This is a genomic window from Pseudomonas sp. ASL4, from assembly GCF_056680395.1.
Genome location: NZ_CM155280.1, coordinates 4,580,187 through 4,597,655 on the forward strand (window position 1 = coordinate 4,580,187; position 17,469 = coordinate 4,597,655).

Sequence of the window (17,469 nt, forward strand, 5' to 3'; positions counted from 1 at the left end):
TCGCGACACTTAATAGCGGTAGGTGAAGTACAGTTCCAGCGCGCTGAATTTCTGATCATCGCCGAATACTTGCTTGGCAGCGGCCAGCGGCTTGACCCAGTTATACGACAGTGACGTATAGAACGACGGAGTCGGCGTCCAGTCGAGGAAAACCACGCTCTCATCGGCAAAGCGCCGATCGCTGACGGGGGCGCCCATGTAGTTTTTCTCGTCCAGCCAGAACTGATAGTGAATCGCACCGAGGGTCAGGGTGGGGTTCAGGTGAGTTTTGAGTGAGAACTGCTGAACGTTTTCGTTGCTGTTGAACAACAGGTAGTTACCGACGACATCCCCTACCAGCCAGGTGCTCCAGTCGATGAAGCCTTTGCTCAGAGGGTCCCAAGCTTTCTGGCGATTGTCGGTGAGGTTGTCATCGCCGGAAAAACTGGCGTAGCGATAGCCGATGACCGGCGTCAGAGGCAAGCTATTGAACGCGTAGTCTGCCTGGCCATACCAAGCGTTGGCATCGTAATCGACGCCCTCGCCACTGCCTTTCTCCAGCGCATATTCGGCGTTGAGCGTCAGGGCGGGCGCTCCCGGCACCTTGGCATTAAGTGCTCTTACGTTGTACACCAGCATGCCGTCCCTACGCCTTGGCAGCGTACTGCCTTTGGGCCCCAGGGCGTTGACCTTCATCGCCATGGCACCCAATGTCACTTGATCGTCGAGGTTGTAATCCAAGTTGGCGCCCGTCATGCGGAAGTCACCCAGATCGTCGTCGGTTCGCAAGGTGAAGGCCTGGCTCTTCAATGCCCCATGATCCCAGGCCAGGATGGCCGAATCCTTGAAGGCGGTTCTGGGGCCAAGCCAGTAGGCGCCGTCCTTGAGCTGATCGAGGTTGCCGTCCATGACGATGAAGCCAGTACCAATCATGTAGTTCTGGCGCCCGGCAGTCAGCGTCCATTCCCCGGAGCGGAAACCACCGTAGAGTTCTTCGGCGGCCACATCACCATCAGAGCTGCGCGTAAAGCCGCCGGCATCGCCATCGCCCAAGGTCGTCGCCGCCACGAGCGAGCCGCCAGCCAGCAGGCTGAAGTCGGGCTGCAGCGAATAGTCCAGCTTGATGCCTGGCTTTACGTAGAACTCCTGCCAGTCAATTTTCGTGCCGTCGTTTTTGCCGCTGCGCATATCGACGCGGCCGCTGCCAAAGTTGACGTTGCGAGTGGAAATAGTCGCCCCTCCGGCGCTGAGATTGACCTCACCCTTGAGGTTGCCGTCCTCGAAGGTGTAGCCAGCCAACGCAACGTGGGTGGTCAGGGGTAAGCCGAACGCTAAGAGCGCTCGAGAGAAACGCGTCATCGAAACCATATGAAGCTCCTGCGTGATTATTATTGTTACAGGGCAGTGAAATGGCGGCGCAGTACGCCGCCAACACCTGGCCGAGCCAGGCGAATAGGACGCAAACTTCTTGTATTTATGGGGCGTTTCAGTCGCTAAGGTGCGCAGCAATGGCACGCAGCATGCGCACACTGTCAGCATCGAATTGGCTGACGGCGTCGGTCAGCGATGACTGCTTGACGATCACTACACCGGACCGCTTGTCGACAAACAGGTATTGGCCGTGAATACCACCGGCCATAATCGCCTGGCTGTGGTCGTTGAAGACGTACCACTGGCTGCGGTAGGAAGCGCCGGGGGTCCAGTTGGAGAAGTCAGAGTCTTTGGCGTAGATCGCTGGATCGGCACCGGCGAAGAGACGTGCGACCGTCTCGGTCGACAGCAGTTGCAGTCCATCCTGGCGACCATCGTTGGCCAGCAGGCGACCGAAACGCGCCATGTCACGCAAAGTGGCGCTGAAACCGGCACCGGCGACGCTGCGCCCCCACGGGTCGGCCATAAAGTAGCCGTCACGCTCACACCCCAATTGGCTCCAGATTTCTTGCAGTAACTGATCGCAGGCCTTGCCCGAGGCGCGCTCCATGACCCAGGCCAAGGCTTCGGTAGTGGCGGTCACGTAATGAAAAACGCCACCGTGGGTGCCGCGTTTTTTTAGAGACGGCAGGTATTGGTACAACGACTCGAACTGGGCGTATTGCGCAGGTGCAGGCTGAAAACCGCAGGCATAGCCGTATTGCGAACTCTCCGAGTTGGGGTCGTCATAGACTTCGCTGTACTCAATGCCCACGGCCATGTCGAACAGCTGGCGTACGGTGGCATCACCAAACGCGCTGCCCACCAATTCAGGCACGTAATACGCTGCGGGCAACGTTGGGTTGAGTACACCGTCACAAACCAGTTGCTCACCTAGGGTGCCGATCAGCGACTTGGTCACCGAGAACATGATGTGCCGGTCTCGGGGCCGCTGACCGTTGAAGTAGCGCTCGAACAGCACGGTGTCGCCCTGCATCACCAAAAAGGCATCGGTCTGACTGGCCACCAGGTGATCGATGACGCTGATTCCCAGACCACACTCACTGTCGAAGTGCAGCCCATCCAACGCTTGTGGAAATTCTTGAAGCGTACTGACCGGCCCGGAACCCGCCTGCACATCAATGGAGGGACGCAGGCGCGCCAGATTACGGAAACCCCATTGACTGAACGGCGGGCGCATCCAATTGTTCCAGGTGACGCGGCGTTGCGGCTCTGCCGGGAAGCCCTGCATAAGCAAAGGCGCCTGACGCGCGTCGAATGACGATCCATTAGTCTCGATGTAAAGACTGGCCAGTGAAGGCACGGTGTTCTGACTCATCGGATTGACCCTGAAAATGACTCTGCGTGCGAGCAGATGCAGGGGAATAATTATCCGATATTGTTTTTTAGTCAATAAAACATTTACTTTAATAAAATTACTTTGACAGTTCAGCGAGGACCTACCCTCCTCTGGTGTCGCGTGTCACCACCCGGCAAGTGCGCAACTCCTGAAAGCGGCCTAAACCAGCTAGCCATTGAGTAGCATCCTTCCAATCGCCCCAAGGTTCGTTGACACCTCCAGGCCTTAATCTGAGGCCAATCAGGAGGTGACATGAGCAGCCCACGTTATACCGAAGAATTCAAAATCCAAGCGGTCAATCAAGTGACCGAAAAGAAACTGCCTGTCTCTGATGTAGCTGCACCGACTTGGCGTGTCGTGTGTGTAAAGCGCTACAGGAAACCTCAAGAAGTACGGCAGCAAGACGATGACCAGCACGCTGAACTGCCCCATCTGCGAGCGGAGCTCAAGCGGGTCACTGAAGAGCAAGACATCTTGAAAAGGTCGCCGCGGGCTTTGCCAGGAGTGCTGTTGAAGTACGCCTTTATCAAGCAGCAGTCTGTCGAGTATTCCATTCGAAGGCTTTGCCAGACGCTGAAAGTCCATCCCAGTTGTTATTACGCCTGGTTGTCTGAGCCGCAATCTGCACCCGCCAAAGACGACCAGCGATTGTTGGGTTTGATCGAGCATTCGTGCCTGGAGAGCGGCCGAGTTTATGGCTATCACAAAATCCAAGACGATCTGCGCGAGGTCGCTGAAGATTGTGGTCGGCATCGTGTGGCGAGGCTGATGCGTCCTGAAGGTCTGCGCTCTCAGACAGGTTACCGACGGCGCTCTGGAAGTACGGTATGTTGACGCCGATGCCGAATTGAATCACCTGCCGGCGCTAGACTGACATTAAAATCTCGGCAACTGGGTAAATTCGATATCAGCGCCAACAGCCATCCTCAATGCACGAACGATAACCCAGCGAAAACGGGACTACACACCGGGCAGCATCACTGTTAAGCCGCTTGAGTCGTTGCCGTCAGCAATCCATTATGAAGGAACACTGACGGGCCAACACTCATGCGTGAGTGAGGTACCAGCGCCAGTCCTGCTCCCCTACTTCAGCGTTAAATTTACGGTACTCGCGCCACTTGATCGCCAGAAACACCTTGAGGAATTCGGCTCCCAGCGCCTCATGTGCCCAGGTTGAACGTTGCAGTGCCTGCAACGCTGTAAGCCAGTCGGTGGGTAGAAAATCGGTCGCCTGCTCATAGCCATTGCCTTCAATCGCCGCGCCGGGATCGCTTTGATGAGTGATGCCGTAGTGAATGCCCGCAAGTACTGCGGCGGCGGCGAGATAGGGGTTGGCATCGGCACCGCAAATGCGGTGTTCGATGTGCCGGCTTATCGCGGGGCCGCCGGGCACGCGGAACGACACAGTACGATTGTTGACTCCCCAACTTTTGGCCAGCGGCGCGTAACTACCGGTCTGGAACCGTCGATATGAATTGGCATGGGGGCAAAATATCGCCAGCGAGTCAAACAAGGTCTCCATCATCCCTCCAATGGAGTGACGCAACAGCGGCGTGCCCTGTGGGTCTTCGCTCGCATACAGGTTGTGACCCTGCTCGTCCGCCAGGCTGACGTGCAAATGCATACCGCTACCCGCCTGATCGCTGAATGGCTTGGCCATGAAGCACGCTTGCAGCCCATGTTTGTTGGCCACACCTTTGACCAAGCGTTTGTAACGTACGCCTTCATCAATGGCCTGGAGTGCGTCGAAACGATGCTCCAGCGTCAACTCGACCTGGCCTGGAGCATACTCGGATATCGCCGTACGCACGGGCAACCCCTGTAGGGCGCAAGCCGCGTAGAGGTCATCAAGAAACGGTTGAAGCTGCTCCAGTTCGTATACGCCATAAACCTGTGGAGCAACAGGGCGTACCCCATTGGTCTGCAATGCCGGCTGCGGCCGACCGTTGACGTCGCGTTGCTGGTCCAGCAGGTAAAATTCCAACTCAACGGCCATTACCGGATGGAATCCATCGGCTTTCAGCCGCTCGATGGTGTGCACCAGTACGTGTCGCGGGTCGGCCGGTGCGGCGGGAATACCTTGGGTCGGGTGCATGCTCACCTGCACTTGGCCGGTGGGATTGGTGCGCCAAGGTTGCAAGGTCAGGCTTCCCGGTAAAGGGTAGGTCCAGCAGTCGGCGTCAGCGACATCCCAGACCAAGCCTGTCTCGTCAACGTCTTCACCCTGCACGGTCAAGGCGAGAATGGAACTTGGCAGCGGCCGACCATTTTCGTAGATCGCCAGTAGCTCGTTGCGATGCAACAGTTTGCCCCGAGGAACGCCGCTAGCATCGATAAGGAACAACTCGATGCTCAGAACTTCAGGATGGGCGGCCAGATAATCTTCGGCCTCTTTTTTATCAGCAAATTGCATATCAATCCTCTTAGCACTCATTAAAGCGCCTTGGCAATATTTGAGAAAGGTGGAGTCTTCAGTTGACCAACTATTTAGGTATGACCCGAGCCCCAGGTATGGCAAGCAGCGTGGTTAGCGCGTTATCCAACTCAACGAGCAGCCTGTCGATATCCGATGAACTTGTCTGTGGACAGCACAGCGTCATGTTGTGAAAAGGCGTGATCAGGATTCCGCGATTGATTAGATACAGGTGCAGAGCCATTTGAAGGCTGTCATGAAAAGCCGCCTCGGCTTGTGCGCCTGTTCTTGGCGGGGTGGCACAGAATTGAAACTCACAACGAGCCCCCAACTCTGTTACCGACCAATTTAGTTGGTGCTGCTTGAACAAGTATCGAAATCCCTTAGCCAACCCTGATGCGAAATGCAACATGTTCTGGTAGGCAGACTCTGTCATGACCTCTTCGAGATTGGCTCGCATGCAACGCATCGCCAGCGCGTTGGCGGACAGCGTCGTTCCCATACCACTGTGGCCATGCCCGCCGCTCTCTTCGCTAACGGTCTTCTGCGCGTCGTGCATTGCCAACGCAACTTGCTCGGTAACGCCAAAGACAGCGCAGGGCACGCCACCTGCTATGGGTTTACCCACCACAAAAAAGTCAGGTTTCAAATCCCATTGGCGAGTGCATCCACCGATGCCGGTAGAAATAGTATGGGTCTCATCAATGACCAGCAGGCTGCCATATTTAAGGGTCAACTCTCGACACTTTTGCATGAATCCTGGATCGGGCAGGACCATGCCTATGTTCGTCATCGCCGGCTCGCACATCAGCGCGCACACATCGCCCAGGGCTAAAGCAGCCTCTAGTGCGGCGACATCGTTGAAGGGGATAGATCGACTGTATTGGGTCAAGTCGTAGGCTTGACCCACAAGACCTGAACGGTGCACTGTTTTGCCCTCGTGGCACCGTACCATCACGTCATCCACCGTGCCGTGATAACAGCCGTCGAACACCAGCAACACATTGCGTTTGGTGATAGCTCGCGCCCAGCGCAGCACATAACGATTGGCGTCAGTAGCATTGGCGGTGACCTGCCAATAAGGCAGCCCAAATCGCTGAGCCAGCAACTCTCCGCAGACCACCGCATCTTCGCCAGGAAGCATCGTCGTTAAGCCGTTATTCGCCTGCTCTGCGATGGCGCGGGCAATAGGGTCCGGCGAATGGCCAAACATAGTGCCTGTGTCGCCCAGGCAAAAATCAACGTACTCATGATCGTCAACATCTGTGAAGCGTGCACCTTTGGCACGCTGGACGAAGAGCGGTGAAGGCATCGACCAATCGCTCATCCAGTGCATGGGAACACCATTGAACAGATTAGCCTTAGCACGCTTGGCCAACGCCATTGACGTTGGGTTGTTTTCAATGAAGAGGGCACGCTCGGAGGCGGTAAAGGCAGCAATCGCTGATTCACAAATTCCACTTTTCGACATGATCAAAACCCTATGTTAATTATCAAATTAATTAAAAGTCGTTACCGTTCAGATAGGAAAACAATCCATCGCTGTATTCATTCTCCTATCAGTTCCTAAATGATCGGTGAATACCGCTCAGCGAACTTACAAACTCTGTGATATATCGCGATTTAATATATCGCAGTGATAGCCGCCGCCCCACCCAGGATCATTCGTTGATCGCGCTGGAGAGTATTCAAACTTAATAGCCGGCTTGAGTAGTTAAAACGCTCTGTTTTACTTCCGCCCAAAAAAGAATAAACCGCCCGTGTCCTGACCTCAGGCTGGAGGGGCTTTGTTCTCGACCAGACAGTTCCCGCCATCCACCACGATGACTTCACCCGTGATGTAACTGGATTCAGGCGACGCCAGAAATGCAACCGCCGCAGCCACTTCGCGGGGACTGCCCGCCCGCCCTATTGGGGTGAAACGCCCCGCCTCTGCTTCAGCGGGTGAGGTTGATCCCGTCGTGATCCAGCCGGGAGCAACGCTGTTTACAGTGACCCCCTGCTTGGCCACTTCAAGTGCAAGCCCCATGCTCATGCCAACCATCGCGGCCTTAGCGGCGCTATAAGCCGCTTCGCCCGGATTGCTGCACCGAGTGCCCGTAGTGGAACTGATATTGACAATGCGCCCGTAATTTCGCGCCTTCATACCGGGCAAAACGGCCCGAGTCAGAAGAAAAGCTGTCGTTAAGTTTCTTGCCAGTGAAAGATTCCAGTCATGCAGTTCCATAGTTGCCAATTCCGAGAAAATCTCAGGGCTTCCTTGCATGGCCATACCGGCATTATTCACCAGAATATCGACCCGTCCCCAGACTGACTCTGCCCATATGCTGAATTCACGCACCTGACTTTCATCGGTGAGGTCGGTTGGCCGGCCTTCAACTTCAAACCCTTCGAGGCGTAGCTCTTTAACCCGATCCGCGATGCGGTTGCTGCTGGCGGTGACGATCAACTTCGCCCCAGATGCACCTAGCCTGCGAGCGATCGCCATACCAATACCTGCTTCACTTCCGGCACCACTGACAAGTGCCACATGCCCCCTCAATTCCGTACCCAACATGGTGTTCCCCACGTACTTAATTTGTAATAGGAGTGGAAATTAGGCCAATAAATCTGATAAATAAAGACGATCATTATCAGAAAATTTGACATCCATAATGGCGTTTACCAGCGAGTCACTTAAAGTTTTCCTCTCGGTCGTGGACAGCGGCTCCTTTTCCGCCGCCGCGCGAAAATTAGGCCGGGTTCCCTCCGCTATCAACATGGCGGTGTCACAGCTTGAAGCAGAGCTGGATCTCTTGCTTTTTGACCGATCAACCCGCAAAGCCATTCCTACAGCAGCCGCCAAAGCACTTGAGCCCCAGGCAAGACAGGTCGCGAGCCAGTTAAACCTGCTGGACGCGCATGCCCTCCAGCTTCATCAGGGGCTGGAGGGGCGCTTGATCCTTGCGATGGCGCCGGAGCTGCAAACAGGCGTATGGAATCGTCCGCTGTCAATTATCGCCAGAGAGTTTCCCACGCTTGAAATCGAGATTCGCTCCGCTTCCCATCCGGAGGCGATTCGCATGCTCCATGAAGGGCGTGTGCAATTGGCACTTGGATTTGAACGACCAGGGCTTGACGAGCGGGAGACGTTTCTTGAAGCGGGAAGCCAGTTGTTAGTAGCAGTTGCATCTCCAGATCATCCTGCGGCCGCCGGCAAGAAAAGCCCTTTAGGTGAAGAGCAACTGGTGAACATTCGACAGATCATAGTAGCTACTGGAGGACCTACAGATTCTGACCCACGTGTTGTGCTGTCGCGGCGGATTTGGCTCAGCGACAGTTATCTGGCAACGCTGGATCTGGTGCAGCAAGGATTGGGCTGGGCTTATCTTCCACAACCACTGGTACAACCTCTAATTACTTCGGGCGCATTGACGGAGGTGGTGTTTGACAACATGCCGAGTCAGATGCGGTTATGGGTCGATATCATCTGGGTAAAGAACCGACCTCTGGGGCTGGGAGCGAGTCGTTACCTGAGTCTGATGCGCGAAATTGTCCAGGGCGAGCCTCGTCGTGTTTGAGGAGTCAAAAATTACGGGCCATTCTTAGTGGCCGCCAACTGCTTCCTCTGGCGTGACGCGCCCCATCGCGAAGATCAAGCAGATCATCACCAATTCTTGCGGTACCGCGGTCAGTTTTCGGTCAGCGGCAACAGATTGATGGTTGGTGGTTGGTGACTCAAACTCTTCAATGACTATGACACTCTGGACTACAGCGAGTGCTGCAGTTCGCCTGACGGCCGAGTCGGGACGCTTGAAGATGCTTCTAGAAACCCAGGCTTTGGTGATCCTTGTTCGGAACATCTGCTGGGGGGCATTTGCCTTTTTGAAAAATCATTGCCAATACCCATCGGCGTGAAGTTATAGGGTTTTCCTACAAAATTGATCTCCCACAGTAAATGTGCGTATTCCTGTGGGAGCGGCTGAAGGACGACCCGACTTGCCCATGAAGACTGCCGTGCCGACGACAAAATCCTGACCAAATATCAATCCAACTGATGCCGAAAAGGTAAGTCCGGCCCGGTTCTACCGCAGGTCAGGGCAGCGGCGCTGACGGCAAAGGTGAGCATTGCGTCGATCTGTTCACGGCTCAAGCGTTGCAAGCCCTCCACCGAATCCAGTTGCTGCTCAGTCAGCCAAGCGATCAATGCCGCCTGGAAGGTGTCGCCCGCGCCCACGGTATCGACCATCACCACTACACGGGCCGGCACCGACCAAGTGCCATGACGGCGGCTGAAGACTGTCGCGCCCTTGACCGCCACGGGTGAGGAATACCAGTTGGCAGCGATGTTCCAGCCACCCCTCGATCACGCTCTGCGGCTCACGCTCGGGGTAGAGTAGGTTCAGGTCTTCGTCACTGACCTTGATCAGATCGGCATGTTCGACCAGAGCGCCGATACGTTCGCGCCACAATTCGATATTCGGCTCTGGGTTGAGTCGCACATTGGGGTCAAGGCTGATCAGGCGTTTGCCACTTTCACGGCAGACCAGAGCCAGCAGTGTATCGGCAATCGGCTGCACCACCAACGAGAACGAGCCGATATGCAGCCCTCGCACCTCAGCGCCCAACTCAGGCAAATGCCCCGGCAACAGCTGACGATCAGCGCAGCCTTCACCGCGAAAGCTGTAATGCGGCGAGCCATCGGCACTAACGGCGACCATAGCAAGGGTGGTCGGCGCGTCCAAATTCTGAAGGTAGTCCAAGCGCACGCCCTCCTCCCGCAATACTTGCTGTAAACGCCGGCCCAGGTAGTCGGTAGACAACCCGGCAAACAGCGCCGCGTCGATACCCAGGCGCCGCAGCCCGACGGCGACGTTGAACGGTGAACCGCCGGCAATGGCCTTGTAGTTTATTTTTGAAGCTTGAGCTCCGGGGTCGTTTTCACTAAAGAAATCGAACAGCGATTTCGGCTTTACTCATCTAAGGCATTTTGGCGCCTGCTACAAGGCCCAGCTCGGCGAGCAACCGTCTAAAACTGAGTGCGCGATGACCCGCGTCAGGGTTGAAACGGCACCCTCACGTCATCCTGCGCCGGAAGGGGGCTGATAGGCACACGGATGGCGATGCCGTACGCAACCAGGCAGCCAAGCCCACAGCTTCCCACCACCAGGCACATGGGCCATGGGGTGCCATCGGCCAGGCGACTGACCCACAGACTGGCCAGCGCCCCGCTGGCGAATTGCACCGAAATACCCAGGGCGACACTCGCCCCTGCCTGCCCCGGGAACATACTCATCAGGCTCGCCGTGCAATTGGCTCCCAGCAAGCCCGTGACGCCCATGTACAGCACCATGCAAAGCACAATGCTCGTCAGCCCGCCCCACTGCGTATACCCCGCCACCATCAGCGCCAGCCCTGCGACGCCTGCTAGCACGGCGCCCACCCCCAGCATGCGCTGTGGCCCGAAGCGAGTGACCCAACCGGCATTGATAAAGGTCACCACGATGATGCCTAGAATGTTCAGGCCGAACAGCCAACTGAAGGTACGCGGCGAGACACCGAAGTACACGACGTACACAAAGGGTGAGGCGGTGATGAAAGCGAACATGCCGCCAAAGGCCAGTGCCATGCACAGGATCAGCGCCACCGCCCGAGGTTGTCGGACGATGCCCAGGTAAGCCGCGAACGCCCTCTTGAGCGAGGTGCCGCGCGCCTGCGTCGGCAGGCTCTCGTTCAATCCCACGCTCACCATCAGCAGGCACAGCCCGCACAGGATGAACAACGCGGCGAATATGGTGCGCCAGCCGTCGATCAGCACCAACCAGGTACCGATCATGGGTGCGAACAACGTTGCCATCATTGTCAGTAGATGCATCCAGGACAACACCTTGGCCGCTTGTGCCAGACCGAACAGGTCTCTGGCAATTGCCCTGGCCAGGACCAGTGCGCCGGCCCCGCCAAGGGCTTGGATAAATCGCCATGCAGTCAGTTGTTCGATACTGTCGGCAATCAGGCAGCCAAGGGTTGCCAGGCCATACAGCATGAGACTGCCCAGCAACAGTGGGCGACGCCCATAGCGGTCCGACAGTGGCCCATAGAACAGCATGCCCAGGCACAACCCGGCGAGAAAGGCACTGATCGTGTGTTGCACCTGGGAAGTACTGCTCGACAGGTCAGCGGCGATCTACGGCAAGCTGGGCAGGTAGGTATCGATGGAAAACGGCACAAAGGCCGTCAGCGATGCCAGCAGTGCGATCAGACGTGCAGTGGGTTTCATTGACCCGGGAGTTCAAGGCTTTTGAGAAAGCCTGCGACCAGCGCGTTGAACACCTCGCCTTGATCGTCATGTACATAGTGACTGGCGCCTGCGACCTCCGCCGTCCGCACGTGCGGATTACTGGCGCTCATCGCCTGCAACGTCGAGGGCGGCAGAAAGTCCGAGCGGCCGCCGCGAATGAACAGGGTCGGGCAATCCAGCGCGCGCACCGCAGGCCACAGGTCTGTCGGATCGATACTCAGGCGCGCCTCGGCAATACCCTGTTGATCATGGCGCCAGGTGATCACGCCCTCGCTCTCTTTCATCGAATGAGCGAGCCTTGACGCCAGGCCCTGTTCCGACAAGCCCGGGCGCGAAGCCTGCCAGAATGCGCGGGCCGCCTCCCAGCTATCGAACTGCAAGGGCGTCTGGCTCATCTCGCGGCGAATGCGCGCGGCACCATCGCCCTGGCTTGAAGAGCCGGGACCGATGTCCTCAATCATCAAGCCAATCAACCGTCGCGGATTTTGCCGCGCATATTCAAGGGCGTTGGCGCCCCCTAATGAGTGCCCCAGCAATACAAAACGCGACAAGCCAACATGGGTGGCAAAGTCCTCGAGGTCCTCGACATACGACTGCGTGTGGTAGCTGCCGGGCGAGGCCCAGTCACTCAGTCCTCGACCGCGCTGGTCCAGGGCATAGATGCAGTAGTCCGCACCCAGAGATTGCACCAGCGATTCCCAGGTTTGTGCATAGGCCCGCAAGCCATGCAATAGCACCAGGGGCACGCCGGTCGATTCACCCCAGCGCAAAAAGTGCAGGCGCAAGCCTGAGCGGTTGGTGAAGAAACAGCTTTCAGATGACATCGGTTTTTCCTTAGTGCATGGCGCCAGTCGACCTAGAAACGATCGAACCGATAAGGGCTTGGATCAATGATCGGCGCATGGCCGCTGACGAGATCCGCCGCGAGGTGGCCTGCAGCCGGCGAGGTGCCGAAACCGTGCCCCGAGAATCCGGTGGCCACGGTCAGCCCCGGTATCTGCGCGACCGGCCCTATGACCGGATTCGAATCCGGCGTGACGTCGATAGTGCCTGCCCAGGCCTGGGCGATCCGCGCCTGTTCAAACACCGGCCAGGCCGCCATGAGGTTGTTCATCGCGTCGTTATTGAGCCGCGGGTTGGCGGCCGGGTCCTGAACCCTGACGCGCTCGAACGGGCTGACGCTGTCGGATTTCCAACGCCGGGCAAGCGCCAGGTCATTGAAAAAAGGTTTGCCCAACGACACGTTCAGAACGCTACGTTGCGCACGGAACTGCGGCATATATTGCTTGGCGAGCAACAAGTGATCGAGTGTCAGGAAGGCATCCAGTTTGCCGCGCTGGGTAATGATGAAGCCGCCGTCCCTATGCTTGCGAAACGAAAAGTCAGGTGCGCCGACAGCAATGTCCGTCGGCCCCTCCATTGGATGGGTACGCAGCACCGAGCAAGTCAAGGGCAAGGTCGGCAACGACACACCGAGGTTGCCCAGAAAGCGCCGTGACCACATCCCCCCTGCTAGCAGCACATGATCACAGCGAATCTCACCTTTCTCTGTGACCACGCCACTGACCCCGCCGGCGGACATCTGCAGCGTACGCACTGCGCACTGCTCGATAATCACCACACCCAAGGCCATGGCAGCCTTGGCGATAGCACTGCTTGCCAGTGTCGGTTCGGCACGCGCATCGGACGGCGTAAAGATGCCGCCGGCCCAGTCACCCACGCCACCTGGCACCAGCTCGCCAATTTCGCGTTTGCTGAGCAGCCGTGAATCCAGTGACAAATGCTCCACCGACTTTAGCCATCCCTCATGCATCGCCATCTGCGATGGGGTTCGGCCCACGAACATGATGCCCTCCTGGCGATACCCGACATCCGCCCCTACCCGCTCAGGCATCTTCGCCCACAAGCGGTCCGCGGCGAGGGCCAGGGGGATATCGGCCGCATGGCGGCTGGTCTTGCGTACCCAGCCCAGGTTGCGTGACGACTGCTCACCGGCGATATGGCCTTTTTCCAGCACCACCACCGAGATATTGCGTTCGGCCAATGTCAACGCAGCAGTCAGGCCGATAATCCCGCCGCCAATGATGACGACAGAGGTTGCGGAGGGAAACACGGTAGACGTTTTCACGGGCGCTATTGTGGGTGCCATGATCAAGACTCGGTAAGCGAATGAAGTAAGCCACGCCTACGCGTGGCCGCGTGACAGTTACTGCGACAGTCGAATGACTTCAACTTGCGCCTTCGACGCATTGCGATACGCCGTCACTTCCAGCTCAACCTTGTAGACCGTCGACCCTAAGGGCGGACAGGTGACGGTGCTGGCCGGGTCAACGCCGCGAAACTTTTCGCCGATCAGGGTCATCACGGCCGGTACATCCTTGGGGTCCTGGATGAACACCCGCGAACACACCACGTCCGCCAGGCTCGCATCGACCGCCGCCAGGGCCGCCTCGATGTTGGCAAACACCTGGTGCGTCTGCTCGATGACATCTTCCGGAATCAGCTTGGTCTGCGGGTTGCGGCCTGCGGTGTTGGACACATAGATCCAGTTGTCCACGACCACCAGGCGCGAATAGCTGGCCTGTTCTTCAAACGGGGAACCGGTCTTGAGCTTGATGATGTTTGTCATGTGGAATGCCTCTTCAAAATAAGTGATGGATGGCTTAACGCAGAACCGGGGTTTCCCACAGGTTCAAGGTGACGCCGATGCCTTTTTCGATGGCGTTGCGATACACCACCGTGCCCCAGGCCACGTCTTCCACGGGCATGCCGCCCACCGACATGATGATGATTTCTTCATCGTTCCTACGGCCTTGCGCAGCCCCGGCAATGATCTTGCCGATGTCCTCAACTTCATCGAGCTGCATCTTGCCTTCGGCAATCATGTCCATGAAGCGCACACCAATCACCGGCACGCAGTGATGCGCAGGCTTGGGCAGTTCTTCAAACCAGGCTTGGTAGAGACCTGTGTTGTCCAGCACCTTGCGTACGTCGCGCTGTTCCATCCCGTCGTCAAGGGAGCAGGATGCAGGCATCGCCAGGAAGGCACCTGGCTTGACCCATTCGCGCTTCACAATTGGGTAGGTTGTGGGATCGCCCACCTCACCGGAGCTACAATAAGTAACAAGGTCGGAGTCACGAACCACCGCTTCAAGGGTGTCGACCACTTCGATCGTGGTTATCTGCGGATAGGTTTCCTTGACCCAGGCGATAAAGTTATCGAGGCTCTTCTGGCCACGACCTTTGATCTTTAGTGTGTCGATATGCGGACATACCGCGATGAATGCCGCCAGTGTGGTCTTGCCCATTACACCTGGACCGAGCAGGCCGACGACTTTCGAGTCCTTGCGTGCCAAGTGACGCGCGCCCACGCCGGGAATCGCACCGGTGCGGTACGCGGACAGCAGGTTGGCCGACATATGGGCCAGTGGTGCGCCGGTGTCGGGGTCGTTCAAGGTAAACATCAGAATCGAGCGCGGCAGGCCTTTTTCGCGGTTGGCGATATTGGAGCCGTACCATTTCACGCCTGCGGTGCAAAAGCTGCCGCCCAGGTAGGCAGGCATGGCCATCATGCGTCGGTCAGCCGTGGGCTTGGGCATGTTCGGGAAGGGTGAATCCTGCGGGAAGATCACCATCGCGCCGTGGGAGTCATTGTTCGGACCGGCCATGCGATAGTCACCGGCATAGAGCAGGCCGAACATCTCCTCCATGGTGTTAACGCACGCCAGCATGTCAGTCACGCCCGCGCGGATCATGTCCTGCTCGGAGAGGTAGATGAAGTCAATTTTTGTATTTGTAGACATAGTTGTTCTCGGGCTGAAGGTGATATCGCTGCGGTAGGCGCAGCTCCACTCTGTCGACCTCGAGTATCAGGGCGCGTTTTTCGGCGGTATTGTAAATTTCGGACATGCCCGATTGGCCGGCGCGCAATAGTTGGCGCGTTTAATGCGTGAAAACTTCCATATCGCTGCTCATCGAAGGTGCAACCATGATCAAACAGTGCGCGCCGCCTCCCAGGCACCACACTGCGAACGAACAGCCCTGGTTCGTGCTCAACTCTTCACGGTATTCGGTCATGCCCTCCGAACACCCGGCGATCTCGCATTTCTATGCCTTCGATGTGGCTCAATCAGCCAACCTGCTGGCCGTGCCGGACGGTTGCGTGGATATTGTTTTCGACTGTGACGCAACACGCCCTACCGCCCGGATCTGTGGCACGCCGCTGGCTGCCCAAGCGGTCGAGTTACACCAGAACCATCACTACTTCGGCGTGCGCTTTTCACCGGGCGTCATTCCCGGATTTATCAATGTGCTGGCCGAAGAATTGACCGAACGGGAACTCGACCTGCTGGAGGTCTCAGGGTTCGCCCAGCGCATCTTCGAAAATATCGTTCAAGCACCGCTGCTGGGCGATCAGATGCGGCTGTTCAACGACTACCTCGCCCCCCGCCTGATGGGTAGAACGTCAGCACTCACGGCCATGGTCATTCAGCAGGCAATGCGCCACCGCGGTGATATTCGTATTCAGCAACTGGAAGAACTCAGCGGGTACACCAGTCGCACGCTGCACCGACAGTTCAGCCAGGACACCGGCATGTCACCCAAGACCTTTTGCCGAATCATCCGCTGCCAGGCAGCTCTGGACACCCTCAATACCCAACACGATGTATCGTTTTCGGAGCTGGCCCTCGACCTGGGCTTTTCCGATCAATCGCACTTCCTGCGCGACTTCAAGAAACTGGTCAGTACAACGCCTTGCGACTATCAACGCAAAATGACCCAGAACGCCTACACCGACCGGATCAACTACGCCTGACCCTCCCATTCAAAAACAAACGCGCTCCTCTATCGTTTTTTCCTGAAACCTGCCCTTCATCGCCCCTCGGTAATTCCCTGTGCTTCGAATGCGACAAGGCACTTCCAGCGAGCCGAGTTGCTAGCTTCGCGCAGCGAAACCAACAATTTCATGAGCGCTTGAATATCAGATTGGAAAAGGAAATCGGGCGGGTGGAAAGCGTCGGCCGCACATCTTGGGCCGTCACTATAAAATGCGTTTGCAGTTGAGGTCTTTACCGCATTGCCCTGAGCGTTTCGGACGGTGACTCGCCAAACAATTGCCGGTAATACGCGGCAAAGTGGCTCAGATGAAAAAAGCCCATTGCCACCGCGATCTCACTGATGTTGTGAGTGCAGGCAGAGGTTGTGATCAAGCGCCGTCGCACTGCGTTGAGGCGCAGATTGCGCAGGTATTCGACCGGACGCATTCCGGTCACTGCCTGAAAACTGTTCTGCAGGGTCCGGCGACTCACCCGTAGGTGTTCGCACAGGTCGAGAATGCTCAGTGGTGTATCACCACTGGCATCGATCAGCTCTTGGCAACGCTTCACCAGGTAAGCACTCACGGCGAAATTACCGCGACGACAACGTACCTCATCGGTGGCGTGGCTGAACAAATCAAGGAACGCGCCGAGAAGTTCTTCCTCCAGCATTTTCTCAGCTGTTGAATTGATAGCGTCCGTTTGTTCCAAAAGGTGACGAAACAGGGGGTGAATACGCTGGCGTATTCGCAACAGTAACGCGTCATCAACGCTGAGTTGAGACGTGGTCTTCAGGCGCTTGAGCTGATCGTCAGACAATTCGAAGGCCGCCAGTTTGGCAAAGCGTACAGTGTCGACGTTGAGCGCGAAGAAGTGCATGCCTTCAGGTGCATGCAACACAAACTCCTCGCCGTCACGCAACAGCACCACGCTGTGAGTGCCCACCTGTTGCCCCTGCACCACCGGTGCGCAGCCTAACGACATGGCCGCGCAAAGCCGACCTTTCGGCGCATAGCCGCGCTGCACCACACGTTTGTCCAGCACTTCCTGGAAGATTTGAAAGCGGTCAGAGGACAACTGCCGCAGCTCACTGGTCAGGCAGCCTCGGCCGAGTTGGTCATACACTTGCCGCCAGCCCTGAATGGAGCCAGCGTGTTGTTGAGGGTCATTGAAGGTTCGAACTTCAGCAAGCATGGTCGTCGTTCCTCGGTGG

General features: G+C 57.2%; 12 protein-coding genes and 3 pseudogenes. 3 read left to right on the forward strand and 12 right to left on the reverse strand.

Annotated features, from left to right (window positions below; genetic code table 11):
- Positions 1-9 precede the first annotated feature (9 nt).
- Both AC1MEW_RS20560 and AC1MEW_RS20565 read right to left on the reverse strand, forming a co-directional pair.
- Complete coding sequence (locus AC1MEW_RS20560) at positions 10-1,347, reverse strand: alginate export family protein (RefSeq protein WP_480423399.1); 1,338 nt, start codon at positions 1,345-1,347, stop codon at positions 10-12.
- Positions 1,348-1,465: 118 nt separating this feature from the next.
- Positions 1,466-2,728, reverse strand: a complete 1,263-nt coding sequence (locus AC1MEW_RS20565; RefSeq protein WP_480423402.1) for a serine hydrolase domain-containing protein — start codon at positions 2,726-2,728, stop codon at positions 1,466-1,468.
- A 273-nt stretch (positions 2,729-3,001) separates the two neighbouring features.
- On the opposite strand from AC1MEW_RS20565, the pseudogene AC1MEW_RS20570 reads away from it, so the two are divergent.
- Positions 3,002-3,568, forward strand: a pseudogene (locus AC1MEW_RS20570) (IS3 family transposase); the annotation flags it as partial.
- 226 nt (positions 3,569-3,794) lie between these two features.
- Here AC1MEW_RS20570 and AC1MEW_RS20575 read toward each other — a convergent pair.
- From AC1MEW_RS20575 to AC1MEW_RS20585, 3 genes are all read right to left on the reverse strand, one after another.
- A complete protein-coding gene (locus tag AC1MEW_RS20575; RefSeq protein ID WP_480423404.1) occupies positions 3,795-5,162 on the reverse strand; it encodes a glutamine synthetase family protein in 1,368 nt (455 codons plus the stop codon).
- A gap of 70 nt (positions 5,163-5,232) precedes the next feature.
- On the reverse strand, positions 5,233-6,633 hold the full coding sequence (locus AC1MEW_RS20580) for an aspartate aminotransferase family protein (RefSeq protein WP_480423406.1): 1,401 nt from the start codon (positions 6,631-6,633) through the stop codon (positions 5,233-5,235).
- 300 nt (positions 6,634-6,933) lie between these two features.
- The gene (locus AC1MEW_RS20585) at positions 6,934-7,719 is read right to left on the reverse strand and encodes an SDR family NAD(P)-dependent oxidoreductase (protein ID WP_480423407.1); all 786 of its coding nucleotides are present in this window, start codon (positions 7,717-7,719) and stop codon (positions 6,934-6,936) included.
- A 97-nt stretch (positions 7,720-7,816) separates the two neighbouring features.
- On the opposite strand from AC1MEW_RS20585, the gene AC1MEW_RS20590 reads away from it, so the two are divergent.
- On the forward strand, positions 7,817-8,722 hold the full coding sequence (locus AC1MEW_RS20590; RefSeq protein WP_480423408.1) for a LysR family transcriptional regulator: 906 nt from the start codon (positions 7,817-7,819) through the stop codon (positions 8,720-8,722).
- Between the two features lie 464 nt (positions 8,723-9,186).
- On the opposite strand, the pseudogene AC1MEW_RS20595 reads toward AC1MEW_RS20590, so the two are convergent.
- The 6 genes and pseudogenes from AC1MEW_RS20595 to AC1MEW_RS20620 form a co-directional block, all read right to left on the reverse strand.
- A pseudogene (locus AC1MEW_RS20595) lies at positions 9,187-10,102 on the reverse strand (carbohydrate kinase family protein).
- Positions 10,103-10,197: 95 nt separating this feature from the next.
- Positions 10,198-11,418 (reverse strand): annotated as a pseudogene (locus tag AC1MEW_RS20600) (multidrug effflux MFS transporter).
- Positions 11,415-12,263: an alpha/beta fold hydrolase gene (locus AC1MEW_RS20605; RefSeq protein ID WP_480423409.1), complete on the reverse strand. Its 849-nt coding sequence runs from the start codon at positions 12,261-12,263 to the stop codon at positions 11,415-11,417. Before AC1MEW_RS20605 ends, AC1MEW_RS20600 begins: the two are co-directional and overlap by 4 nt.
- A 32-nt stretch (positions 12,264-12,295) precedes the next feature.
- A complete protein-coding gene (locus tag AC1MEW_RS20610; RefSeq protein ID WP_480423411.1) occupies positions 12,296-13,588 on the reverse strand; it encodes an NAD(P)/FAD-dependent oxidoreductase in 1,293 nt (430 codons plus the stop codon).
- A gap of 57 nt (positions 13,589-13,645) precedes the next feature.
- Positions 13,646-14,068: a RidA family protein gene (locus AC1MEW_RS20615; protein ID WP_480423412.1), complete on the reverse strand. Its 423-nt coding sequence runs from the start codon at positions 14,066-14,068 to the stop codon at positions 13,646-13,648.
- 34 nt (positions 14,069-14,102) lie between these two features.
- The gene (locus tag AC1MEW_RS20620) at positions 14,103-15,242 is read right to left on the reverse strand and encodes an ornithine cyclodeaminase family protein (RefSeq protein ID WP_111449697.1); all 1,140 of its coding nucleotides are present in this window, start codon (positions 15,240-15,242) and stop codon (positions 14,103-14,105) included.
- 185 nt (positions 15,243-15,427) lie between these two features.
- On the opposite strand from AC1MEW_RS20620, the gene AC1MEW_RS20625 reads away from it, so the two are divergent.
- Positions 15,428-16,255: an AraC family transcriptional regulator gene (locus tag AC1MEW_RS20625; RefSeq protein ID WP_140678241.1), complete on the forward strand. Its 828-nt coding sequence runs from the start codon at positions 15,428-15,430 to the stop codon at positions 16,253-16,255.
- A 253-nt stretch (positions 16,256-16,508) separates the two neighbouring features.
- Here AC1MEW_RS20625 and AC1MEW_RS20630 read toward each other — a convergent pair whose 3' ends face one another.
- Positions 16,509-17,450: a helix-turn-helix domain-containing protein gene (locus AC1MEW_RS20630; RefSeq protein WP_480423414.1), complete on the reverse strand. Its 942-nt coding sequence runs from the start codon at positions 17,448-17,450 to the stop codon at positions 16,509-16,511.
- Between the last annotated feature and the right edge of the window lie 19 nt (positions 17,451-17,469).